Source organism: Pseudomonas sp. KBS0710, assembly GCF_005938045.2.
In the GTDB taxonomy this organism is placed as follows: domain Bacteria; phylum Pseudomonadota; class Gammaproteobacteria; order Pseudomonadales; family Pseudomonadaceae; genus Aquipseudomonas.
In genome coordinates this window covers 2639909-2664970 of sequence record NZ_VCCF02000001.1, presented here as the reverse complement: position 1 = coordinate 2664970, position 25062 = coordinate 2639909, and the positions used below count along the sequence as shown (strand labels likewise).

General features: G+C 61.1%; 17 protein-coding genes. 14 read left to right on the top strand and 3 right to left on the bottom strand.

From position 1 onward, the window contains the following. The first annotated feature begins 20 nt into the window (after positions 1–20). Together FFI16_RS12265 and FFI16_RS12260 are read left to right on the top strand one after the other, a co-directional pair. Positions 21–362 carry a cupin domain-containing protein gene (locus FFI16_RS12265; RefSeq protein WP_138817612.1) on the top strand — a complete coding sequence of 114 codons (342 nt, stop codon included), beginning with the start codon at positions 21–23 and terminating at the stop codon, positions 360–362. 60 nt (positions 363–422) lie between these two features. Next, complete coding sequence (locus FFI16_RS12260; RefSeq protein WP_138817613.1) at positions 423–1502, top strand: polyamine ABC transporter substrate-binding protein; 1080 nt, start codon at positions 423–425, stop codon at positions 1500–1502. An 89-nt stretch (positions 1503–1591) separates the two neighbouring features. Here the strand turns inward: FFI16_RS12260 and FFI16_RS12255 are convergent, their stop codons facing one another. Beyond that, positions 1592–2377 (bottom strand): helix-turn-helix transcriptional regulator, encoded by a 786-nt coding sequence (locus FFI16_RS12255; RefSeq protein WP_138817614.1) that lies wholly within the window; start codon positions 2375–2377, stop codon positions 1592–1594. Positions 2378–2577: 200 nt separating this feature from the next. Between FFI16_RS12255 and FFI16_RS12250 the strand changes: the two genes are divergently transcribed. From FFI16_RS12250 to FFI16_RS12205, 10 genes are all read left to right on the top strand, one after another. Further along, positions 2578–3942, top strand: a complete 1365-nt coding sequence (locus FFI16_RS12250) for an APC family permease (RefSeq protein ID WP_138817615.1) — start codon at positions 2578–2580, stop codon at positions 3940–3942. Positions 3943–3951: 9 nt separating this feature from the next. Continuing rightward, a complete protein-coding gene (locus FFI16_RS12245; RefSeq protein ID WP_138817616.1) occupies positions 3952–5055 on the top strand; it encodes a P1 family peptidase in 1104 nt (367 codons plus the stop codon). Between the two features lie 368 nt (positions 5056–5423). Beyond that, positions 5424–6872: a serralysin family metalloprotease gene (locus FFI16_RS12240; RefSeq protein WP_138817617.1), complete on the top strand. Its 1449-nt coding sequence runs from the start codon at positions 5424–5426 to the stop codon at positions 6870–6872. A gap of 49 nt (positions 6873–6921) precedes the next feature. Further along, complete coding sequence (locus FFI16_RS12235; RefSeq protein ID WP_138817618.1) at positions 6922–7290, top strand: protease inhibitor Inh/omp19 family protein; 369 nt, start codon at positions 6922–6924, stop codon at positions 7288–7290. Positions 7291–7391: 101 nt separating this feature from the next. Further along, complete coding sequence (locus tag FFI16_RS12230) at positions 7392–9149, top strand: type I secretion system permease/ATPase (RefSeq protein WP_138817619.1); 1758 nt, start codon at positions 7392–7394, stop codon at positions 9147–9149. Then, positions 9146–10459: an HlyD family type I secretion periplasmic adaptor subunit gene (locus FFI16_RS12225; RefSeq protein ID WP_138817620.1), complete on the top strand. Its 1314-nt coding sequence runs from the start codon at positions 9146–9148 to the stop codon at positions 10457–10459. Before FFI16_RS12230 ends, FFI16_RS12225 begins: the two co-directional genes overlap by 4 nt. Positions 10460–10461: 2 nt before the next feature. Then, entirely contained in the window at positions 10462–11796 is a 1335-nt protein-coding gene (locus tag FFI16_RS12220; protein WP_056859967.1) for a TolC family outer membrane protein, read from the top strand. A 31-nt stretch (positions 11797–11827) separates the two neighbouring features. Next, complete coding sequence (locus FFI16_RS12215; protein ID WP_138817621.1) at positions 11828–14785, top strand: autotransporter serine protease; 2958 nt, start codon at positions 11828–11830, stop codon at positions 14783–14785. A gap of 156 nt (positions 14786–14941) precedes the next feature. Next, the gene (locus FFI16_RS12210; protein WP_138817622.1) at positions 14942–18049 is read left to right on the top strand and encodes an autotransporter domain-containing protein; all 3108 of its coding nucleotides are present in this window, start codon (positions 14942–14944) and stop codon (positions 18047–18049) included. 215 nt (positions 18050–18264) lie between these two features. Then, a complete protein-coding gene (locus tag FFI16_RS12205; RefSeq protein ID WP_138817623.1) occupies positions 18265–19695 on the top strand; it encodes a lipase in 1431 nt (476 codons plus the stop codon). Here the strand turns inward: FFI16_RS12205 and FFI16_RS12200 are convergent, their stop codons facing one another. Next, complete coding sequence (locus FFI16_RS12200; RefSeq protein WP_138817624.1) at positions 19696–19968, bottom strand: DUF3300 domain-containing protein; 273 nt, start codon at positions 19966–19968, stop codon at positions 19696–19698. 152 nt (positions 19969–20120) lie between these two features. After that, a complete protein-coding gene (locus FFI16_RS12195; protein ID WP_017135598.1) occupies positions 20121–20345 on the bottom strand; it encodes a YgdI/YgdR family lipoprotein in 225 nt (74 codons plus the stop codon). A 200-nt stretch (positions 20346–20545) separates the two neighbouring features. Here FFI16_RS12195 and FFI16_RS12190 point away from each other — a divergent pair, with 200 nt between their 5' ends. Together FFI16_RS12190 and FFI16_RS12185 are read left to right on the top strand one after the other, a co-directional pair. Continuing rightward, entirely contained in the window at positions 20546–22189 is a 1644-nt protein-coding gene (locus tag FFI16_RS12190; RefSeq protein ID WP_138817625.1) for a VRR-NUC domain-containing protein, read from the top strand. Next, entirely contained in the window at positions 22186–24462 is a 2277-nt protein-coding gene (locus FFI16_RS12185; protein WP_138817626.1) for an ATP-dependent DNA helicase, read from the top strand. Before FFI16_RS12190 ends, FFI16_RS12185 begins: the two co-directional genes overlap by 4 nt. Positions 24463–25062: the final 600 nt, after the last annotated feature.

The window sequence follows — 25062 nt, the reverse complement described above, 5'->3', positions numbered from 1 at the left end:
TCACTCACACGGGAAAACCCATGAGTATCACTCACTTCAAAGACGCGCTGAACGCCCACCTGCCGGACTCGTCACCGGTGGCCGTGCCCTTGGGCGAGCCCATCGCCATGGCCTCGACCTTAAGTGTTGAGCGCAACGATGGCGTCGAAACCGGCATCTGGCAATGCACCCCAGGCCGCTGGCGCCGACAGATCAAATCCCAGGAGTTTTGCCACTTCATCCAGGGCCGCTGCACCTTCACCCCCGACAGCGGTGAAGTCGTTCATATACAAGCTGGCGATGCACTGATGTTGCCGGCCAACAGCACCGGTATCTGGGATATCCACGAGACCGTGCGCAAGACCTACGTATTGATCCTGTAACGCTTTGATCCTTGATCGCCTGCCATAAAAACAGCCCTAAAACCGCCAGGAAATCGAACCATGAAAGCCATTGCCCTGTTGCCCTTGATGTTGGTGGCCGCTATCAGCCAGGCCGCCGAGACGGTGAAGATCTACAACTGGTCGGACTACATCGCGCCGGACACCACCAAGAACTTCCAGAAAGAAGCCGGCATAGGTTTCACCTACGACGTGTACGACAGCAACGAGACCCTCGACGGCAAGTTGATGACCGGCAAATCCGGCTATGACGTGGTGTTTCCGTCCAACCACTTCATGGCCCGGCAGATCCAGGGCGGCGCGCTTAAAAAACTCGACAAGAGCCAGCTGCCCAACTGGAAGAACCTCAACCCGGTGCTGCTCAAGGCCCTGCAAAACAATGACCCGGGCAATGAGCATGGTTTCCCCTACCTGTGGGGCAGCACCGGCATCGGCTACAACATCGACAAGGTCAAGGCGGTGCTCGGTGATAACGCGCCCGTGGACTCCTGGGACCTGATCTTCAAACCCGAGAACATGGCCAAGCTGCAAAAATGTGGCGTGGCGATTCTCGATAACGGCCCGGAACTGCTGCCAGCGGCGCTTAATTACCTGGGCCTGCCGCCCCACAGCAAGAAGGCCGAGGACTACAAAAAGGCTGAAGACCTGTTGATGAAAGTGCGTCCGTATGTGGCCTACTTCCATTCCTCGAAATACACCGCCGACCTGGCCAATGGCGACATTTGTGTGGCCGTCGGCTTCTCCGGCGATATCCTGCAGGCCGAAAGCCGCGCCAAGGAAGCCAGGAACGGCGTGAACATCGGCTACAACATTCCCAAGGAAGGCGCCGCCATCTGGTTCGACATGGTCGCCATGCCCGCCGATGCCCCGGACGAAAAAGCCGGTTACGCGTTCATGAACTACCTGCTGCGCCCGGAAGTGATGGCCAGCATCACCAACTACGTGCATTACGCCAACGGCAACGCCGCTGCCGACAGCCTGGTAGACCCGGTGATCAAGGCCGACACCAAGGTGTACCCAAGCGCGGAAATGATGGGCAAGTTGTTTGCGCTTGAAGCCATGCCGCTGAACATCGACCGGATTCGTACACGGGTATGGAACACCATTCGTACCGGCCGCTAGGGGTTGCACCGAGCCCCTGTGGGAGCTGGTTTTGATCGTTCCCACGCTCTGCGTGGGAATGCAGCAAGGGACGCTCCGCGTCCCGGCTCTCAGGGGTTTTCCAGATCATGCCCCAGCGACTGGATAAACAACGAAAACAGCTCCGGCTGCGAAGAAATATCCAGCTTGGCGTACAGGTGTCGCCGGTGCACCTTCACGGTATCCGGCGAGATCTTCAAGCGCTCGGCCATGGCCTTGGACGAAAACCCTCGCAACACCAGACGCGCCACTTCCAGCTCGCGCTCCGACAGTACACCGCTGCCAAAGTGACTCAACGCATCGCGGATCTGCGTCTCCATCGCCGGCGCACGCTGGGTGCTTTGCTGCCAGTGCTGTTGCATCAACGGCAGCACCCAGGCCGCCAGTGTGGTCATCAAGCCGGTTTCTTCAAAGTTGAAGCGCCGCTGCATGCCCAGCGATAACGACAGCGTCCCCGTACCCGGCAATTGCAGAATGAATTGCACCTCGTCTTCGAGCACGTTGTCGTGGAAGTAGTTGAGGAAGTATTCACTCTGGCGAAAATGGTCCGGCGCCACTTCCTCCAGGCGATACACGCCGCTGGCATACCCTTCGCGGTAGGCCTGGTAAAACGGGTCGATCAGGTACAGGCCATTAAGGTACACCAGCATTGAGGCCGGTTTGCTGCTGGGCTGGGCGTCGTATTCTTCCAGGGCCAGGGGCGGGCCATCGAGGGGGTAAAAAATCGCCAGGGCGTTATCGAACGGCAGGCATTGGTGCAGCAACAGCACCAACTGCTTCCAGAAGCGCTCGGTGCCCAGGTGTGCGACGGTGCGGCCCAGGCCAGCATGCATGCCGACCTCTCTGAACAGGCTCATAAACACGGCTCCAGCCCTCAATAGATCGGCCAAGGGTTCGGCTTTTGCCGGGTATCGTCAAGGGGAGTACGCCAATAGGGGCATTGGCCTGCATAAACACAGCGTTTACTTTGCCGTCATCCAGCGAGAAACATATCTCGCAACCGCCCGACTTTTTTCGTTTCTGCCTCCTACCAAAAACAACGACAGAGGATAACGACATGAGTGCTTCCCCCGCGCCAGACGGCGTGCTCAAGCCAACGCTGAGTGTTTTCGATGTGGTGGCCATTACGGTTTCGGCGGTCACGCCGGCCAGCTCCGTATTCGTGATTGCACCCTTTGCCATCCAGCAGGCGGGCAGTGGTGTGTTCCTGGCGTTTGTGATGGCAGCCTTGCTCGCGCTGATGTTCGCCTTCTGTTACGCCGAACTCGGGCGCGCCCATAACAGCGCCGGTGGTGAATACGTGTACGCCAAGCGGGTGTTTGGCGGCATGGCCGGTTATGCGACGTTTCTGACGGTGCTGGTGATGCTGTTGTTCATCCCGCCAGTGTTGGCCACCGGCGCCGCGACGTACCTGAATAATGCCCTGGGCACAAAATTCGACTCGCAAACCGTCGCCCTGGTCATCGTGGTGTGCAGCTACGCCTTGGGCATCCTCAATATCAAGCTCAATGCCTGGATTACCGGCACCTGCCTGCTGTTGGAAGTGGCGGCGTTGCTGGTGATCGTGTTTATCGGCTTTGGCAACCCGGTACAACCGGCCAGCGTGCTGTTCCAGCCGCAGATCGTCGAAAACGGAGTGCTGCACCTGGCGCCCTGGGCACTGGTGATTGGCGCCGTGGGCATCGGCCTGTTCTCGTTCAACGGTTATGGCCCTGCGGTGTTGCTGGCCGAAGACATGAAGTGCGGTGGCAAAGGCGTGCACAAGGCGGTGCTGTGGTCGCTGGGGCTGGTGGTGGTGATCGAGTTGGTGCCGATCACCGCGCTATTGATCGGCGCGCCGTCGCTGAGCGAGATGATCAGCAGCCCCGACCCGATCGGCTATCTACTGAGCAGCCACGGCAATGAAACCCTGTCACGGCTGGTCAGCGCCGGGATCTTCCTGTCGGTGTTCAACGCGATTGTCGCCATTGTCATCCAGATTGGCCGTGTGGTCTTCAGCAGCGGCCGTGACGCCCTGTGGACGCCGCGCATCAACGCGCTGTTCACGCGCATTCACCCGCGCTGGGATTCACCGTGGCTGGCCACGCTGTTTTTAGCGGTGCCTTCGGCGCTGTTGAGTTTCAGCTCGAACCTGGCGGACCTGACGTCCTTCAGTGTATTGCTGATCATCCTGGTGTACCTGGTGGTGGCGTTGAGCGCGCTGATGAGCCGGGTGCTGCTGCGTGATCGCGAGCATCCGTATCGCATGCCGTTATGGCCGCTGCCGGCAGTGCTGGCCGTGCTGGGCGCCGGTTACCTGCTGGTGACCCTGATCGCGGCGGCGTCGGTACGCGACATCATGATCATCATCGGCTTGCTGGCCTTGTCGGTGATTTTGTATTGCATCAGTGGCCGGACGAGTCCGGCGTTTCAGAAACTGTAAGGAGTAGGTATGCGTGCACGTCAATTGGGCATTACGTTGGGGCTGGGCACGCCCGGCGAATTGAATGCCATCACCGATGTTCCCGGCGTCCGCGTGGGTCACACCACGCTCAAGACCAGCATCGACGGCAAGCAGGTGCGCACCGGCGTCAGTGTGATCCAGCCACGCGCCGGGGAGGCGCGACAGCAACCGTGTTTCGCCGGCTACCACGTGCTCAACGGCAATGGCGATGCCACCGGCCTTGAGTGGATCAGCGAGGCGGGGCTGCTGACCACGCCCATCGCCATCACCAACACCCACAGCATCGGGATTGTGCGTGACAGCCTGATCGCCCTGGAGCGCGAGCGCCTGGCGGACCCGGCGGTGTATTGGTGCATGCCGGTGGTGATGGAAACCTACGATGGCCTGCTCAACGATATCTGGGGCCAGCACGTCAAGCCTGAACATGTGCGCCAGGCACTGGACGCGGCCGAGGGCGGGCCGGTGCAAGAGGGCGCAGTCGGCGGCGGCACCGGCATGATCTGCCATGAGTTCAAGGGCGGTATCGGCACCGCATCCCGGCGTGTGTCTGAGGAGCAGGGCGGTTGGACCGTCGGCGTGCTGGTGCAGGCCAACCATGGCAAGCGCCAGGAGTTGCGCGTGGATGGCTACCCGGTCGGGCGCCAGTTGGTGGACATTCCATCGCCGTTCGCCGAGCGCGGCACGCCGGGCATGGGTTCGATCGTGGTGATCATCGCCACGGACGCGCCGTTGCTGCCCCATCAATGCCAGCGCCTGGCGCAACGCGCCTCCATCGGTATCGCGCGCACCGGCGGCGGCACCGAGGATTCCAGTGGCGACCTGTTCCTGGCCTTCGCCACCGGCAATCACGGGCTGCCACCGGCTGATTACGGGCGCAAGGACCTGCCACTCAGCAGCGTGTTGCGCATGGTCAACAACGACCATATTTCGCCCTTGTTCAGTGCCGCCGCAGAGGCGGTGGAGGAGGCGATCATCAACGCGATCCTGGCGGGCGAGGACATGACAACCGAAGACGGCGTCAGGGTGCCGGGACTTTCCGACGAAGTATTAATCGGCGCGTTAAACAAGTGCGGTTGGAGCCTGTCCCGGTAATTGGGGGCACGCACTTTAATAGTGCGGGTAGTGGCTCTTTAATATTGAACTATGACACCGTGTCAATATATTGGATCCATTATTCAAGAGGGCCGCTCAGCTAGAGCGGCTTTACCGCTATTTAATATTTAAATAACAGTCGGCGGTGATTTGCCGCGCAAGCGCAATTACACCCAATAAACGCTGTGTGCGACTTCCTTAAGTTGAATCTACGTCACATTTTTGTTGCGGAAATATGTGTAGACGAAAGATTTCAAGTTGTGTCAGTTTCGATACGCCTTCAAAAGAGGCGAGTGATAGGACGATCCTCGCCCGCGAGGTTCCTATCGAACAAAGACTGATGCACTTGCAAACAAGGAAGTACGTTTATGTCAAAAGTAAAAGACAAAGCTATTGTATCTGCCGCGCAAGCCAGCACTGCTTACTCGCAAATCGATAGCTTCAGCCATCTGTATGACCGTGGCGGCAACCTCACGGTCAATGGCAAGCCCTCGTTCACCGTGGACCAGGCTGCTGACCACCTGCTGCGCGAGAACGCTGCGTATCGGGACATTGATGGTAACGGCAAGATCGACCTCACCTACACCTTCCTGACCTCGGCTTCCTCGGCCACCATGAACAAACATGGCATCTCCGGGTTCAGCCAGTTCAACACCCAGCAGAAAGCACAGGCCGCATTGGCCATGCAATCCTGGGCGGATGTGGCCAACGTCACCTTCACCGAGAAAGCCTCGGGCGGTGACTTCCACATGACCTTTGGCAACTACAGCAGCGGCCAGGACGGCGCGGCGGCCTTCGCTTACCTGCCTGGCACCAATGCCAAGTACAACCAGAGCGGGCTGGACGGTACCTCCTGGTACCTGACCAACAACAGCTACACGCCGAACAAGACGCCGGACCTGAACAACTATGGCCGGCAGACCCTGACCCACGAAATCGGCCACACCCTGGGCCTGGATCACCCTGGCGACTACAACGCCGGGACCGGCAACCCTTCGTACAAAGACGCGGACTATGGACAGGACACGCGTGGCTACAGCGTCATGAGTTACTGGAGCGAGAGCAACACCAACCAGAACTTCAGTAAAGGCGGGGTCGAAGCCTATTCGTCCGGCCCGCTGATCGACGACATCGCCGCGATCCAGAAGCTCTACGGCGCCAACTACGCCACCCGCGCCGGCGACACTACCTACGGTTTCAACTCCAATACCGGGCGTGATTTCCTCAGCGCCACCTCCAATGCCGACAAGCTGGTGTTCTCGGTATGGGACGGTGGCGGCAACGACACCCTGGACTTCTCCGGTTTTACCCAAAACCAGAAGATCAACCTCAATGAGACCTCGTTCTCCGACGTTGGCGGCCTGGTGGGCAACGTGTCCATCGCCAAGGGCGTCACTGTCGAGAACGCCTTCGGTGGTTCGGGCAACGACCTGATCATCGGCAACAACGTTGCCAACATCATCAAGGGCGGTGCCGGCAACGACATCATCTACGGCGGTGGCGGTGCGGACCAACTGTGGGGCGGCGCCGGCAACGACACCTTTGTGTACGGTGCCAGTTCCGACTCCAAGCCGGGTGCTGCGGACAAGATCTTTGACTTCACCTCAGGTTCGGACAAGATCGACCTGTCCGGCATCACCAAAGGTGCAGGCTTGAGCTTCGTCAATGCATTCACCGGGCATGCCGGCGATGCTGTACTGAGCTATGCCTCGGGTACCAACCTGGGCACCTTGGCGGTGGACTTCTCCGGGCACGGCGTGGCGGACTTCCTCGTCACCACCGTCGGCCAGGCCGTCGCCAGCGATATCGTAGCCTGATGTAAAGCGCGCGGCGCTCCGGCGCCGCGCGCTCAGGATGGAGCAACAGATGCCGCGTTTTTCCCATTTGATCGCCTGTGCTTCACAGGTGTTGTTCGTTTCGGCAGGAGCCCACGTTATGGCGAGCAGTCTGGTTTTACCCACCACCGCGCAATTGGCCGGCCATTGGCAATTGCAGCAACAGGACCAGGTGTGTGCACTCGACCTGTTGGATCAGCCCAACGCCGTGGCCGGTGATGTCGACTGTGCCGAACGTTGGCTGGGTGATAAACCGCTGAGCTGGTCGCCGACCCCGGACGGTATCTGGCTGTTTAACGCCGAGGGCACCGGGATTGTTCATTTGAACCGCGAGAAAGACGGTGAATACAAAGGGCACACACCTTCAATAGCGGAAGTTGTGCTGCAACGAACACCTTAATTAAAAAGTTATAAGCTTATAACTAGAGATTAATAGTTGGCCGTCCACTTCGGGCAGGGGCAACTATTGCGCGTCATTGGCTTTGGGGAAGATCAGACACTATGGCGAAGTCCCATGTGGTTGCGCCCTTGTTCAGGGCGTTGGGTGAATACAAGAGTATTTTAATCAGCATCGGCTGCTTTACCGCACTGATAAATCTATTGATGCTGGTGCCGTCGATTTACATGCTGCAAGTGTATGACCGTGTGTTGTCCTCCCAGAACGAAACCACCCTGGTGATGTTGACGCTGATGGTCGTGGGCTTCTTTGTGTTTATCGGCACGCTGGAAGTGCTGCGCAGTTTTGTCGTGATACGCATCGGCAGCCAGTTGGAGCGGCGCTTCAACTTGCGGGTGTACAAAGCCGCGTTTGAACGCAACCTGCAACGCGGCCAGGGGCATGCCGGGCAATCGCTGGGCGATTTGACCGTGATCCGCCAATTTATCACCGGGCCGGCGCTGTTTGCGTTCTTCGATGCGCCGTGGTTTCCCATCTACCTGTTTGTGATTTTCCTCTTCAATGTGTGGCTGGGCGTGTTGGCCACGGCGGGCGCTGTGCTGTTGATCGCACTGGCGTGCCTGAATGAATACCTGACCAAAAAACCACTGGGCGAGGCAGGGGCCTTTTCCCAGCAGTCGACCCAATTGGCCACCAGCCACTTGCACAACGCCGAAACCATTCAGGCCATGGGCATGCTCGGTGCGTTGCGCAAACGCTGGTTCGCAGTGCATTCGCAGTTCCTCGGGTTTCAGAACCGGGCCAGCGACACCGGCTCGGTGATTACCTCGCTGAGCAAATCCCTGCGCCTGTGCCTGCAATCCCTGGTGCTGGGCCTGGGTGCCTTTCTGGTGATCAAAGGCGAGATGACCGCCGGCATGATGATCGCCGGGTCCATCCTGATGGGCCGTGTGCTCAGCCCTATCGACCAATTGATTGCGGTATGGAAGCAGTGGAGTTCGGCCAAGCTGGCGTACCAGCGCCTTGACGACCTGCTGCGTGAGTTCCCGCCCGAAGCCGAGCCAATGAGCTTGCCGGCGCCCAAGGGCCAAGTGAGTTTCGAACACGTCAGCGCCGGCCCGCCCGGGCGGCGCATGGCAACCCTGCAGCAGGTCAGTTTCAGCCTCGGTGCCGGTGAAGTGCTGGGCGTGCTCGGTGCCTCGGGTTCGGGCAAGTCGACCCTGGCCCGCGTGCTGGTTGGCGTGTGGCCGACCCTGGCTGGCACCGTGCGCCTGGACGGTGCGGATATCCATCGCTGGAACCGCGACGACCTCGGCCCGCATATCGGCTATTTGCCTCAGGACATCGAACTGTTCAGCGGCAGCATCGCCGACAACATTGCGCGCTTTTGTGAAGCTGACCCGGAGCTGGTTGTGAAAGCGGCGCAACAGGCTGGTGTACATGAACTGATCCTGCGCTTGCCCCAGGGCTACGACACCGTGCTGGGCGACAACGGCGGCGGCCTTTCCGGCGGGCAGAAACAGCGCGTGGCCCTGGCGCGTGCGCTGTACGGCGCGCCGCGTTTGATCGTGCTGGATGAGCCCAACTCCAACCTCGACACCGTGGGCGAGGCCGCGTTGGCCAGCGCCATCATGCAGATGAAAGCCCAGGGCAGCAGCGTGGTGCTGGTCACCCACCGTTCCTCGGCGTTGGCCCAGGCCGACAAGTTGCTGGTGCTCAGCGACGGCCAGTTGCAGGCCTTCGGCCCCAGCCAGGAAGTGCTGCGCGCGTTGTCGGGCCAGCAACAGCAGGAAGCGCCACGGGAAAAGGCCGGTGTGAGCCTTAGCCGTCAGTACCAGACCGGAAGGAATCCAGGCGCATGAGCAGCCTTACTGTAGAGCCCCGCTTCAAAGAGCGTGACGCCGGTTTTTTCGTGAAAATGGGCTGGTTGCTGACGGTTGTCGGTGCCGGTGGGTTTTTCCTCTGGGCCAGCCTTGCGCCATTGGACCAAGGCATTCCCGTCCAAGGCACGGTGGTGGTGTCGGGCAAGCGCAAGGCCGTGCAAACCTTCAGCCCCGGCGTGGTCAGCCGCATCCTGGTGAAGGAAGGCGAACTGGTCAAACAGGGCCAGCCGCTGTTTCGCCTCGACCAGACCCAGAACCAGGCCGACGTGCAGTCGCTGCAAGCCCAGTACCGCATGGCTTGGGCCAGCGTGGCGCGCTGGCAGAGCGAGCGTGACAACCAGGCAACGATTACCTTTCCCGCTGAGCTGAGCGCCAACCCCGACCCGGCTTTGGCGTTGGTGCTGGAAGGCCAACGCCAGCTGTTCAGCAGCCGCCGCGAAGCCTTTGCCCGCGAGCAGGCCGGGATCCGCGCCAACATCGATGGCGCCACCTCGCAACTAAGTGGCATGCGCCGTGCGCGCACCGACCTGTCTGCCCAGGCCCAATCCCTGCGTGATCAACTGGCCAACCTGCAACCCTTGGCCGACAACGGTTATATCCCACGCAACCGCTTGCTGGACTACCAGCGCCAACTGTCCCAGGTACAACAGGACCTGGCGCAAAACACTGGCGAAAGTGGTCGAGTGGAGCAGGGCATTCTCGAGTCGCGCCTCAAGTTGCAGCAGCACAGTGAGGAATATCAGAAAGAGGTGCGCAGCCAACTGGCCGATGCGCAACTGCGCAGCCTGACCCTGGAACAGCAACTGACCTCGGCGGGCTTTGACTTGCAACACAGCGAGATCAACGCGCCGGCCGATGGCATTGCGGTCAACCTCAGTGTGCACACCGAGGGCGCCGTGGTGCGCGCCGGTGAAACCCTGCTGGAGATCGTGCCCCAAGGCACGCGCCTGGAAGTGGAAGGGCATTTGCCGGTGCACCTGGTCGACAAGGTAGGCACGCATTTGCCGGTCGACATCCTGTTTACCGCCTTCAACCAGAGCCGCACCCCGCGCGTACCGGGCGAAGTCAGCCTGATCTCGGCCGACCAGATGCTCGATGAAAAGACCGGCCAGCCTTACTACGTATTGCGCACCACCGTCAGCGAGGCTGCATTGGAAAAACTCCACGGTCTGGTGATCAAGCCAGGCATGCCCGCCGAGATGTTTGTACGCACTGGCGAACGCTCGCTGCTTAATTACCTGTTCAAGCCGCTGCTCGATCGCGCCGGTTCTGCGTTGACTGAGGAATGAGCATGCGCGTTGTGTTCATCACCTTATTGTTGAGCTGCACCAGTGCCCACGCCGCCATGGGCCCGTTTGATGTGTACGAGCAGGCATTGCGTAATGATCCGGTGTTTCTCGGCGCGATCAAGGAGCGCGACGCCGGCCTGGAAAACCGCACCATCGGCCGTGCCGGGCTGTTGCCGCGCCTGTCGTACAACTACAACAAGGGCCGCAACAACTCCGAAGCGCACCTGCCGGACGGGCGCGGCGGCAGTTACCGCGACGACCGCAACTACAACAGCTACGGCTCGACCTTCAGCCTGCAACAACCCTTGTTCGACTATGAAGCCTATGCCAACTACCGCAAGGGCGTGGCCCAGGCGCTGTTTGCCGATGAAAGCTTTCGCGACAAGAGCCAGGCGTTGCTGGTGCGGGTGTTGAGCTATTACACCCAGGCGCTGTTCGCCCAGGACCAGATCGACATTGCCCGCGCCAAGAAAAAGGCCTACGAGCAGCAGTTCCAGCAGAACCAGCACCTGTTCCAACAGGGCGAAGGCACGCGCACCGACATTCTCGAAGCCGAGTCGCGCTATGAGCTGGCTACCGCCGAAGAGATCCAGGCGCTGGATGAACAGGACGCGTCGTTGCGCGAGCTGGGGGCGTTGATCGGCGTGCAAAGCGTCGACATTCACGACCTGGCGCCGCTGAACCAGAGCTTTGCCGCCTTCACCCTGACCCCGGCCAACTACGACACCTGGCATGAACTGGCGCTGAGCAATAACCCCACGCTGGCGTCGCAACGCCAGGCCGTGGAAGTCGCGCGTTATGAAGTGGAGCGCAACCGCGCCGGGCATTTGCCCAAGATCACCGCGTATGCCAGCTCGCGCAAACAGGAATCCGACAGCGGCAATACCTACAACCAGCGCTACGACACCAACACCATCGGCGTCGAAGTCAGCCTGCCGCTATATGCCGGTGGCGGCATCTCCGCCTCCACCCGCCAGGCCAGCCGTGGCATGGAACAGGCCGAGTACGAACTGGAAGGCAAGACCCGCGAAACCCTGATCGAACTGCGCCGCCAGTTCAGTGCGTGCCTGTCGGGCGTGAGCAAATTGCGTGCGTACCAAAAGGCCCTGACCTCGGCCGAAGCGCTGGTGGTGTCGACCAAGCAAAGCATCCTCGGCGGCGAGCGGGTCAACCTGGATGCGCTGAACGCCGAGCAGCAGCTGTACAGCACCCGTCGCGACCTGGCCCAGGCGCGTTACGACTATTTGATGGCCTGGACCAAATTGCACTACTACGCGGGCAACTTGCGTGACACCGACCTGGCGAAAGTCGATGAGGCCTTCGGCCCGGTGAAATGAGCATCCATAAGAAAAATAAGGAGGGGGTTAGATGATCACCCATTCACCACGTTTCAAACCGTTTACCGCAGGCTCGTTACTCCTGTTGTCCGTTGCGGCACAGGCGGCCTATACCGAAAACGGCCAAGCGGGTAACCCCGCCAGTTGGCGCTCCGCCGAATTCCAGAGCGACTGGGGCCTGGGACGCATGAAGGCGGATGAAGCCTATGCAGCCGGCATCACCGGCAGCGGGGTAAAAGTCGGCGCGCTGGACTCGGGCTTTGATCCCAACCACCCCGAAGCCTCCAAGGATCGCTACCACGCGGTCAGCGCCAGCGGCACCTACGTCGATGGCAAACCGTTCAACACCACCGGCGCACTCAACCCCAACAATGACTCCCACGGCACCCATGTCACCGGCACCATGGGTGCGGCGCGTGATGGCGTGGGCATGCATGGCGTGGCGTACAACGCGCAAATCTACGTGGGCAATACCAACGCCAACGACAGCTTCCTGTTTGGCCCGACCCCGGACCCCAAGTATTTCAAGACGGTGTACACCGCGCTGGTGGATTCCGGCGTGCGCGCCATCAACAACAGCTGGGGCAGCCAACCCAAGGACGTCAGTTACCAGACCCTCGGCGACCTGCATGCGGCCTATGCCCAGCATTACAACCAGGGCACCTGGCTGGATGCTGCCGCGGACGTGGCCAAAGCCGGGGTGATCAACGTGTTCAGCGCCGGCAACAGCGGCTATGCGAATGCCAGCGTGCGCTCGGCCTTGCCGTATTTCCAGCCGGAACTGGAAGGCCACTGGCTGGCGGTCTCCGGCCTGGATAAAGCCAATAACCAGAAATACAACAAGTGCGGGATTGCCAAGTACTGGTGTATCTCCACGCCCGGCGCGCTGATCAACAGCACCATTCCCGACGGCGGTTATGGGGTCAAGTCCGGCACCTCGATGTCGGCACCCCATGCCACCGGCGCGCTGGCGCTGGTGATGGAGCGCTACCCGTACATGACCAATGAGCAGGCGTTGCAGGTGCTGTTGACCACCGCCACGCAGCTCGACGGTTCTGTCACTCAAGCACCGAATACCATCGTCGGCTGGGGCGTGCCGGACCTCGGCCGAGCGATGCACGGGCCGGGGCAATTGCTCGGCGCAATGAACGTCAACCTGGCGGCCGGGCAGGGCGATGTATGGAGCAACGGCATCTCGGATCAGGCCTTGGTCCAGCGCCAGGCCGAAGACCGCGCCGAGCACAGCGCCTGGCAGCAAACCCTGATCGACAAGGGCTGGCAGAACGGCGTGGGCGCGACTGCCAGCCAGCAGGACCAGACCGATTACGCCGTTGGCACTGCCCGTGATCAGGCCGCGGCCAACCGCGTGTATGAAGGCAGCCTGATCAAATCCGGCGCCGGCAGCCTGGTGCTCAGCGGCGACAGCACGTATCGCGGTGCAACCAGCGTCAATGGCGGCCTGCTGGCGGTGAACGGCTCGCTGACCTCGGCAGTGACCGTCAACAACAGCGGCACCCTCGGCGGTTCCGGGCGCATTGGCGCCTTGAGCGTCACCAGCGGCGGCACCGTGGCACCGGGCAATTCCGTAGGCACCTTGCAGGTGGCCGGTGATGTGAGCCTGGGCGCGGGCTCCACCTATGCGGTGGAACTGACGCCCACCAGCAGCGACCGCATTGTCGCAGGCGGCAAGGCCGTGCTGGGCGGCGGCACCGTGACCCTGGCGCTGGAAAACAGCCCCACACTGCTTAGCCAGAGCCAGGTTCAAAGCCTGATCGGCCGCCAATACACCATCCTCCAGGCGGCGGGTGGCATTCAGGGCCAGTTTGGCCAGGTGCTGCCAAATTACCTGTTCCTCGGCGGCACCCTCGATTACGCCGCCAATGGCGTGCAGTTGGATGTGGGGCGCAACGGTGCGACCTTTGCCAGCGTTGCCGCCACGCGTAACCAGCGCAATGTTGCGGCGGCCGCCGAGCAACTGGGCGCAGGCAACCCAGTGTATGAAAGCCTGTTGCAGTCGGACTCGGTGGCCACGGCCCGCCAGGGTTTGCAGCAATTGTCGGGTGAGATCTACCCGGCAATTGGCGCGATGCTGATCAACGACAGCCTGCAACTGCGCGATGCCGTGGGCGAACGCCTGCGCCATGTGCCGGTGAGCGGCGAAAGCAACCTGTGGCTCAAGGCGCTTGGCGCCTGGGGCAAGACCGACAGCCGCAGCGAAACCGCAGCCTCGACCACCTCGATTGGTGGTTTGCTCGCCGGTGTGGACGGCGCGCTGGATGAACAGACCCGCGTCGGTGTGGTGGCCGGCTACAGCGACAGCTCGCTGAACATGGGCAGTGGCACCCATTCATCGGCGTCCATCGACAGTTACCACTTGGGTGCTTACGCCGGGCGTGAACTGGGCGACTGGCGCGTCAGCGTGGGTGGTGCCTACAGCTGGCATCGCGGCGACGTAAAGCGTGACCTGCAGTACGGCGAAGTCAGCGGCAAGCAAAAGACCAAGCTGGATGCGCGCACGGCGCAGTTGTTCACTGAAGCGGCGTACCGCATTCACCTGCAACCGCTGGCGCTGGAGCCGTTCGCCAACCTGGCTTATGTGCACCTGGACAGTGATTCGTTCCATGAAAAAGGTGATTCGGCTGCGCTTGAGCGTGGCAGCGACCGGCGCGATGCGGTGCTCAGCACCCTCGGTCTGCGTGCCTTGAAAACCCTGCCTCTGAACGACCATCAGCAGTTGGAACTGTCCGGCTCGCTGGGCTGGCAGCACAGCCTGACGGCGGTTGAGTCCGAAGAACACTTGGCGTTTGTCGCCGGCGGGCCGTCCTTTGCCGTGCGCAGTTCGCCGTTGTTGCGTGATGCCGCGCTGGTCGGTGTGCAGGCCAGCCTGGTGTTGAGCAAGGCCACGCGGGTCAACCTGGATTACAACGGCCAGTTGGGCGGGCGTGAGAAAACCCAAGGCGTGGGCCTGAGCCTCAACTGGCAGTTCTAACTGTGGGAGCTGGCTTGCCTGCGATGGCGGTGGGTCAGTCGATGAAAATTTGGCTGAACTGACGCTATCGCAGGCAAGCCAGCTCCCACCTAAGCACTGCGGCGCTGAAGAAAAGTGATTCACATACCGGCAATAAGAAAACTAAGGAAGGTCACCGTGAACAAACGCAAACCAGGGTTAAATACCGCCACTCACACAGGCCCGGGCTACCCGCTCAAGGCTTTGAGCTGCGTGCCATACGGCGCGTTGCTGTGCTGCCTGGCAAGTCTGGGGACCGCCCAGGCCGCACCCTATGTGGAAACCGGCAAACTGGGCGATGCCGCCAGTTGGCGCAGCAACGAGTTCAAGGCCGATTGGGGCCTGGGCGCCATCCATTCAGACACCGCGTATGCCGCCGGCTACACCGGCAAAGGCGTCAAACTGGGCATTTTTGACCAGCCGGTGTATGCGCAGCACCCGGAATTCGCCAGCCCCAACAAGGTGGTGACGATTGTCACCGAGGGCATCCGCCAATACACCGACCCGTATATTCCGGTGAAGGCCGGCGATGCGTTCCGTTATGACGGTACGCCTTCCAAGGACTCCAACGGCAAGCTGGGTAACCACGGTACCCACGTCGGCGGGATTGCCGCCGGTAACCGTGACGGCGGGCCGATGCATGGCGTGGCCTTCAATGCGCAAATCCTCAGCGCCGAAAACGGCGACCCGGGCCCGGAAGACGGGATCATCCTCGGCAACGACGGCGCGGTGTACAAGGCCGGTTGGGATGGATTGGTGGCCAGCGGCGCACGCATCATCAACAACAGCTGGGGCATCGGCATTGGCGATCAATACGCCAAGGGTGGCCGCGATCCGGCGTTCCCCAACTTCACGGTCAATGAAGCCCAGGCGCAGTTCAACAACATCCGGCCGATCCTCGGCACGATTGCCGGTGGCGCCTACCAAGGCGCAATCGATGCCGCCCGCAGCGGCGTGCTGACCATCTTTGCCGCCGGTAACGACTACAACCGCAACAACCCGGACGCGATGTCTGGCCTGGCGTACTTTGTGCCGGAGATCGCGCCGAACTGGCTGTCGGTAGCCGCCTTGCAGCAAAACCCGGACACCGCGAGTGCCAACCCATATGTGATCAGCACCTTCTCGTCGCGCTGCGGTTATGCGGCGAGCTTCTGTGTGTCGGCACCCGGCACCAAGATCTTCAGTTCGATCATCAACGGCACCGACCTGAGCAACCTGACCAGCGACTGGGCCAACAAAAACGGCACCTCCATGGCCGCGCCCCATGTGGCCGGCGCCGCGGCAGTGCTGATGGAGCGCTTTCCGTACATGAGCGGCGAGCAGGTCGCCACGGTGCTCAAAACCACCGCCACCGACCTTGGCGCGCCGGGCATCGACGCGCTGTATGGCTGGGGCATGATCAACCTGGGCAAAGCCGTCAACGGGCCAGGGATGTTCGTCACTGCCGAAGATATTCCCGCTGAGTTCCGTATCGACGGCGCCTATGGCAGCAGCCAGTTTGTCGCCGACCTGCCAGGCATCGGTGCGGTGGTGGATGCCGGTAAACCGACCCAGCGCCTGTGCACCGACGTGCATTGCGGTCTGGATGTGTGGAGCAACGACATCGCCGGCCATGGCGGCCTGACCAAGCAAGGCATCGGCACGCTGGTGCTGAGCGGCGCCAACACCTACAGCGGGCCGACCTTGGTCAACCAGGGCTTGCTGGCAATCAACGGCTCGGTGACCTCCGACGTCACCGTCAGCCAGGCTGGTGTGGTCGGTGGCTCGGGCCGTATCGGCTCGTTGACCGCCAAAAGCGGCGGCACCGTGGCGCCGGGTAACTCCATCGGCACCTTGAATGTGGCGGGCAATGTCACCTTTGACGCGGGTTCGACCTACGCGGTGGAGCTGTCGCCCACCAGCAGCGACCGCATTGTGGCCGGCGGCACCGCCACGCTCAATGGCGGCACCGTGACCCTGGCGCTGGAAAACAGCCCGACACTGCTGACTAACGCCCAGGCACAAAGCCTGATCGGCCGCCAGTACAACATCCTGCAAGCCGCAGGCGGTGTTACCGGCAGCTTCGGTGCGGTATTGCCGAACTACCTGTTTATCGGCGGCACCCTCAACTATGCCGCCAACGGCGTGCAGCTGGATGTGGCACGCACCAACAGCTTCGCCAGTGTGGCCGTCACGCCGAACCAGCGTGCGGTCGCAGCAGCGGCGGACCAGTTGGGCGCAGGCAATGCGGTGTATGAAAGCCTGTTGCTGGCACCGAATGCGGCCTCGGCCCAAGGCGCGTTCCAGCAGCTCTCCGGTGAAATCTACCCGGCGCTGCAAAGTGCGTTGATCAACGACAGCCGTTACGTGCGCGAAGCCGTCGGCGAACGCCTGCGCAATGGCGAGATGGGCGCCAGCAGCGAAACCATCGACAGCCGTGGCAACGTCTGGGTCAAGGCCTTGGGCGCGTGGGGCAAGACCGATAGCCGCAGCGACACCGCGGGCTACACCACGTCGCTGGGCGGCATGCTCGCCGGTGTGGATGGCGCGCTGGATGAGTCGACGCGTATCGGTGTGGTCGCCGGCTACAGCGACACCTCGTTGAACATGGGTAACGACACCCATTCCCGGGCCTCGGTCGACAGCTACCACTTCGGTGCCTATGCCGGGCATGAGATTGGTGCCTTGCGCCTGAGCGGTGGGGCGACCTACAGCTGGCATCGCGCCGATGTAAAGCGTGACCTGCAATACGGCGATGTGGCCGGTAAGCAGAAGGTCAAAGTCGACGCGAGCAGCACCCAGGTGTTCGGTGAAGCGGCTTACCGCGTCAACCTGCAACCGCTGGCCCTGGAACCATTCGCCAACCTGGCCTATGTGCATTTGGACACTGATGGGTTTACCGAAAAGGGTGACGCCGCCGCGCTCAAAGGCCACGACGACACCCGCGATGTGGTGCTGAGCACCCTGGGCGTACGCGCCTTGAAAACCTTCAATGTGAATGATCACCAGCAGTTGGAAGTGTCCGGCACCCTGGGCTGGCAGCACAACCTGAGCAGCACCGATTCCGAGCAGCACCTGGCGTTTGCCTCGGGCGGCCCGGCGTTTGCGGTAGAAAGTGCGCCGATGGTGCGCGATGCCGCATTGGTCGGTGCGCGGGTCAGCCTGGCATTGAGCAAGGATGCGCGGGTGAATTTTGATTACAACGGCCTGTTGGCCAGCAAGGACAAGGTCCACGGGGTGGGGTTGAGCCTCGACTGGGCGTTCTAAAAGGAGACGACACTTCTTAAAGTGAGGACCGGGTTTATGTGGGAGCGGGCTTGCTCGCGAAAGCGGTGTATCAGTTAACAGATTCATTGGCTGAACCACCGTATTCGCGAGCAAGCCCGCTCCCACATTTGGATCGCGGGGGATCAGATAGAGCTGCTCCATTGCCACACGTGTTTTCGCTTTCTCTACAAATCCAACAACAGAGAGGCACTACCATGGGTATCTTTGACTATAAAAACCTCGGCACCGAGGGCTCCAAAACGCTGTTCGCCGATGCCATGGCGATCACGCTGTATTCCTACCACAACCTGGATAATGGCTTTGCCGTGGGTTACCAGCACAACGGCCTGGGGCTTGGCTTGCCAGCCACGCTGGTGGGTGCGCTGCTGGGCAGCACGGATTCACAAGGTGTGATTCCCGGCATTCCCTGGAACCCAGACTCGGAAAAAGCCGCGCTCGATGCGGTGCAAAAAGCCGGCTGGACGCCCATCAGCGCCAGTGCCCTGGGCTATGGCGGCAAGGTCGATGCGCGCGGCACCTTCTTTGGCGAAAAGGCCGGCTACACCACGGCCCAGGTCGAGGTGCTGGGCAAGTACGATGACGCCGGCAAACTGCTCGAAATTGGCATTGGCTTTCGTGGCACCTCGGGGCCACGGGAAAGCCTGATCACCGACTCCATCGGCGACGTGATCAGCGACCTGCTGGCGGCCTTTGGCCCCAAGGATTATGCCAAGAACTATGCGGGCGAAGCCTTCGGCGGCTTGCTCAAAAATGTCGCCGACTATGCCGGCGCCCATGGCCTGAGCGGCAAGGACGTGGTGGTCAGCGGCCACAGCCTGGGCGGGCTCGCGGTCAACAGCATGGCGGATTTAAGCAACAATAAATGGTCGGGGTTCTACAAGGACGCCAACTACGTGGCCTATGCCTCACCGACCCAGAGTGCCGGCGATAAAGTGCTGAACATCGGCTACGAAAACGACCCGGTATTCCGCGCGCTCGACGGCTCGTCCTTCAACTTGTCGTCCCTGGGTGTGCACGACAAACCCCACGAGTCGACCACCGACAATATCGTCAGCTTCAACGACCACTACGCCTCGACGTTGTGGAATATCCTGCCGTTTTCCATCGTCAACCTGCCGACCTGGGTCTCGCATTTGCCCACCGGCTATGGCGACGGCATGACGCGCATCCTCGAGTCCGGTTTCTACGACCAGATGACCCGCGACTCCACGGTGATCGTCGCCAACCTGTCCGACCCGGCGCGGGCCACCACCTGGGTGCAGGACCTCAACCGCAATGCCGAACCGCACAAGGGCAACACCTTCATCATCGGGAGCGACGGCAATGACCTGATCCAGGGCGGCAAGGGCGCAGACTTTATTGAGGGTGGCAAAGGCAATGACACGATCCGCGACAACAGTGGGCATAACACCTTCCTGTTCAGCGGCCATTTTGGCAATGATCGGGTGATTGGCTACCAGACCACGGACAAGCTGGTGTTCCAGAACGTGGAGGGCAGCACCGATCTGCGTGACCATGCCAAAGTAGTCGGCGCCGACACGGTGCTGACCTTTGGCGCCGACTCGGTGACCCTGGTCGGCGTCGGGCATGGTGCCCTGTGGGCGGACGGCGTCAGCATCGGCTGATCAATGCCAGTGTTGCCCCCGCCAGCCACCGCCCCAATACGGCCGGTGGGGGTAGCCATAACCGTAGCTGTAAACATGATGGGGGTAGTAATAAGGCCGTGGGGCGTAACCCCAGTGCCCGTAATAAACCGGTGGCGGCGGGGGAGCCACCACGATGACCCGCGGCGGCTGGCGGATAATGATGGTGTCGGCAAACACCGGCGTACTGGCCAGGGCCGCCAGGCTCAGGGGGATGAGTAACAGCGCGCGTACCGTCCGGGACATGAGTGCCATGGCCGTCTTTCTCCGTTCTACCGCCTTCGAAGATGAAGGCGGCTTATCGGTTAAACGCCGGGTTGGCGAAAAACCTTCGGTAAATAAATCTTCACCGATCAACCCAAAAAAAGCCCCGCATTGCGGGGCTTTTCATGTTCAGGCGATTGCTTTCACTTTTCGCTGCGAACCGTTGCAACGTCATCAGCCTTGATGCGGATGTGCTTGCCGGCGATGTCGGTGAATTCATAGAACCCATCGGCTGTCTTGGTCTTGGGGGTGTCCTTGGTCAAATACTGCGTGCCATTTTGCAATGTCACTACGGTTTGCGTGGAGCAACCGGCCATTAGCAGAAAAGTGAGTGCAACCAGCGGCAGACCCAAATTCTTCATGTTCATTACCCTTACCTTTAACCCTGAAAAGTCTTGCTGAAAAGTCCCGTGCCTGAGGCTTCGGGCCATAAATGTTACGCCATCAACTGTCCTATCTGATCACTTTTATACAAAAAGTTGCGTGGGCCATTTATCTATTACTGATTGCAACAGCCCGCCGCTGGCGGCACTCTGTATGCATAACCAGTATTTGATCAGTGCGCGACATGGCCAACCCCCTCGACGACCCCTTGTATTACCTGCATAACTTCCGCCAAGTGCTGCTGTGGCTGGGGCAGCGTTATGCCGATTTGCTCGACCCGGACGAAATGCAGTTTATTCAGCAATTTGACAGGTTGCCGCAGCCGTCCCAGGCGTTATTGGTGCGCATGGTGATGCGCAAAGGTGTGCATTTTCGCGGGAGCAAACTCAATTACCTCGAAATTGGCTGCACCCACACGGCGGCGCTGGCACTGGTGCAGCAGGGCTGGGTCGATCAGCAGGGCCCGTTGAGTTTTGATGAGCTGTTCGCACTGCTGCAAAAAGGCGAAATCCTCGCCGCCTTCGCGCCATGGATTGACCAACCCAAAGGCAAGAAGGCCGACTGGCTGGACGGGTTGGCGACGCAGTTCACCGAGTCACGCAGCTTTGCACAGTGGTGCCCCGAGCTGAACGACAGGCTCTACAGCCTCACCGTGATGGACCTGTGCGACCGCCTGCGGCTGATGTTCTTCGGCAACCTGCACCAGGACTGGTCGGAGTTCGTGCTGGCTGACCTGGGCATCTACACCTACGAAAAAGTCGAGTTCTGCGCCGAGTCCCGCGGCTTGCGCAGCCGTGACGATGTGCACGGTTTTCTGTTTCTGCACCAATGCCAGCAAGCCTTCGAAGCCGGGCAGGCACTGCACGAGGTACTGGCGCAGATCGTGCTGCTGGCCACCGACAACCCCTGGCTGGAAAAACGTCGGGCTAAATTGCTGTTCCAGATCGGCCAATACTGCGAGCGCAGTGCCGAGTTGGAATTGGCGGCGCAGATCTACCGTGATTGCGCCTATCCCGGCGCGCGCTCGCGTTTGATTCGCGTGCTCGAGCGCCAGGAGGATTACGCGCAAGCCATGGCCCTGGCGTGCGCGGCGCAGCAAGCACCGCAAAGCGCTGCCGAACAACAACACTTGCTGCGTGTGCTGCCACGCCTGCGGCGCAAGCTCGGTGAACCGGCGCTGCCCAAGGTCAAGCCACGTGAAGTCACGCGCCTGGACCTGGCACTGGTGCAGGCGCCGCTGATGTCGGTGGAATCCTGCGTGCAGGCGCACCTGAGCGAGCCTGATGCGCCGGTGCATTACGTCGAAAACGGGCTGATCAATTCGCTGTTTGGGCTGTTGTGCTGGGAGGCGATTTTCGCGCCGCTGCCGGGGTCGTTTTTCCACCCGTTCCAGCGCGGGCCGGTGGACCTGCACAGCGAAGACTTTCACCAACGTCGCGCGGTGTTGTTCGCCAACTGCTTCGAGCAACTGGCGGATGAGCGCTACAAAACCACCATCCGCCAGCGCTACGTGGACAAATGGGGCATCCAGTCGCCGTTCGTGTTCTGGAACCTGCTCAGCGAAGAACTGCTGGAGCAAGCCCTGACGTGCCTGCCCGCCGACCACCTGCGCTACTGGTTTGAACGCCTGCTGCTGGATATCCGCGCCAACCGCGCCGGCATGCCGGACCTGATCCAGTTCTGGCCGGCGCAAAAGACCTACCGCATGATCGAAGTCAAAGGCCCCGGTGACCGCTTGCAGGATAACCAACTGCGCTGGCTGGAGTTCTGCGGCGAGTACCAGATGCCGGTCACCGTCTGTTATGTGCGCTGGGCGCAAAGCGCTTGAGCTACAACGTTGCGGTGCGCGCGCTGTGCGAGTTCACGGCCAAGGTCGGCGATCTGGACCTGCGCTTTACGCCGTCGCCCAGCGCCCAGGAAGGCATTATCGGCCATCGCACCGTAGCCTCGCGCCGCAGCGCCCATTACCAGAATGAAGTGGCGCTGGAAGGCGAGTACCAGCAGCTTAAGGTGCGGGGCAGGGCAGACGGCTACGACCCGGACAGCAACCGCCTGGAAGAGGTGAAGACCTATCGCGGCGACCTGGATGCCCAGCCCGCCAACCATCGCCAACTGCATTGGGCGCAGGTCAAGGTGTACGGCTGGCTGATGTGCCAGAAGCTTGGCCTGCAAGAGATCGACCTGGCGCTGGTGTACTTCGATATTGTCGGTGAAGGCGAAACCTTGCTGAACCAGTGCTTTCAAGCGGCCGACCTTGAGCAGTTCTTCAACCAGCAATGTGCATTGTTCCTCGACTGGGCACGCCAGGAAATGCAGCACCGCGAGGCGCGCAACCACGCCGCCCAGGCGATGGCGTTTCCCCATGCTGCGTTTCGCACTGGCCAGCGGGCATTGGCCGAGTCGGTCTACAAGGCCGTCAGCACCGGCCGCTGCCTGATGGCCCAGGCGCCCACCGGCATTGGCAAGACCGTCGGCACGATCTTTCCGCTGCTCAAGGCGCTGGCGCCGCAGCAGCTGGACAAGGTGTTTTTCCTCACCGCCAAGACCCCTGGCCGCAAATTGGCCCTCGACGCCGCGCAGGTACTCTACGCCAGCAGCCCCGACTTGCCGCTGCGGGTGCTCGAACTGGTGGCGCGTGACAAGGCCTGCGAGCACCTGGACAAAGCCTGCCACGGTGATTCCTGCCCGTTGGCCAAGGGCTTTTACGACCGTCTGCCGGCGGCACGCGTGGCGGCGTCCAAAGTACGCCTGCTGGACCAGCGCAACCTGCGCGAGGTGGCGTTGGCCCATGACGTCTGCCCGTATTACCTGAGCCAGGAAATGGCGCGCTGGGCCGACCTGGTGGTCGCCGACTACAACTACTACTTCGACTTCGGCGCCATGCTGTTCGGCCTGGCCCAGCTGAACCAATGGCGCGCGGCGGTGCTGGTAGACGAAGCCCACAACCTGGTGGAGCGCGCGCGCTCGATGTACAGCGCGAGCCTGGATCAGTACAGCCTCAAGACCCTGCGCGACGGCGCGCCGGAGCCGCTGAAAAAGCCTTTGCAGCGCCTGAACCGCGAATGGAACGCGGTGCACAAGGATCAGCTCGCACCGTACCAGGCTTACGCCAGCAAACCCGACAAGCTGCTCCAGGCGTTGAGCCTGTGTACCAGCGCCCTGGGCGATTACTTCAACGAGCACCCCGAAGCCCTCAGCGGCGACCTGCAAGCCTTCTATTTCGAGGCGTTGCAGTTTGCCAAGGTGGCGGAGCTGTTCAATGAACACTTCATCTTTGATATCAGCAAGCGCCAGTTCGGCAAACGCAGCGCCTCGACCCTGTGCCTGCGCAACGTGGTGCCTGCCGAATTCATCCGTCCCAGGCTCACCGCCGCGCGCAGCAGTGTGTTGTTCTCCGCGACCCTGAGCCCACGCCACTATTACGCCGACTTGCTCGGCTTGCCTGCCGATACCGCGTGGATCGATGTGGAGTCGCCGTTCCAGGCCGAGCAACTGCAAGTGCGCATCGTCGACGCGATCTCCACGCGCTTTGTGCATCGCCAAGCCTCCTTGGCGCCAATTGTCGAGTTGATTGCCGAGCAATTTGCGCTGCAACCTGGCAACTACCTGGCGTTTTTCTCAAGTTTTGATTACCTGCAACAGGTGGCGCAGTTGATGGCCGAGCAGCACCCGCAGATTGCGCTGTGGTTGCAGTCACGCGGCATGGCCGAAGCCGAGCGCCAAGGGTTTCTGGACCAGTTCACCCAGCACAGCCAGGGCATCGGCTTTGCCGTACTGGGCGGCGCGTTTGGCGAAGGCATCGATTTGCCCGGCACACGCTTGATCGGCGCGTTTATCGCCACACTGGGCTTGCCGCAACTGAACCCGGTCAACGAGCAAATGAAAGCGCGCATGGGCGCGATTTTTGGCGCAGGTTACGACTACACCTATTTGTATCCGGGTATCCAGAAGGTTGTGCAGGCAGCCGGCAGGGTGATCCGCAGCCAGCAGGACCGAGGCGTGGTGATGTTGATCGACGACCGCTTTGGCGAGGCCCGTGTGCGGCAGTTGTTGCCGCGCTGGTGGGCGGTTGGGCGGGGTGCGTATCCGTTAGTTGGGTAACGGCGGCTTAGGGTTGCGCCCTGACGGGCGATTTCAGATCAAGATCACGATCACAAGCGCGGATCAAAAGACCGCTGACTTCGTCATCGAAAAGGTTGTAAGGGCCAGAGCAACAGCAAAGCCATACTCGGTCAAAGGTGGGAGCTGGCTCGCCTGCGATAGCATCAACTCGGTGTACCTGACACACAGAGGTGCCTGCATCGCAGGCAAGCCAGCTCCCACAGAAAAGCAGCTCTTCAGTGCATGCAAATCCACAGCCGACCTCATATTCAAAACTGCATGCGGTCAACTGTGGGAGCGGGCTTGCTCGCGAATGCGGTGTATCAGTGACAGATGAATCAACTGACCCACCGCATTCGCGAGCAAGCCCGCTCCCACATTTAGACTGCGTTGCATCAGCTAGATAGGCTTTGCCTTGCACTTGATCTGGCTTTTGCTTCAACCACTCAGGTCGGCTTTCAGGCCGCCGTGCTCTGCTTTTTATCTGCTTTTGATCTCGAATCGCCCCGTTAACCACGATGGCCGGAGTGAGGGCACACCGAGCCAGAGCGAGGTGCCAAGTGGTGGGGCACAGACCTTTTGGTTACTTTTGGCTGAGCC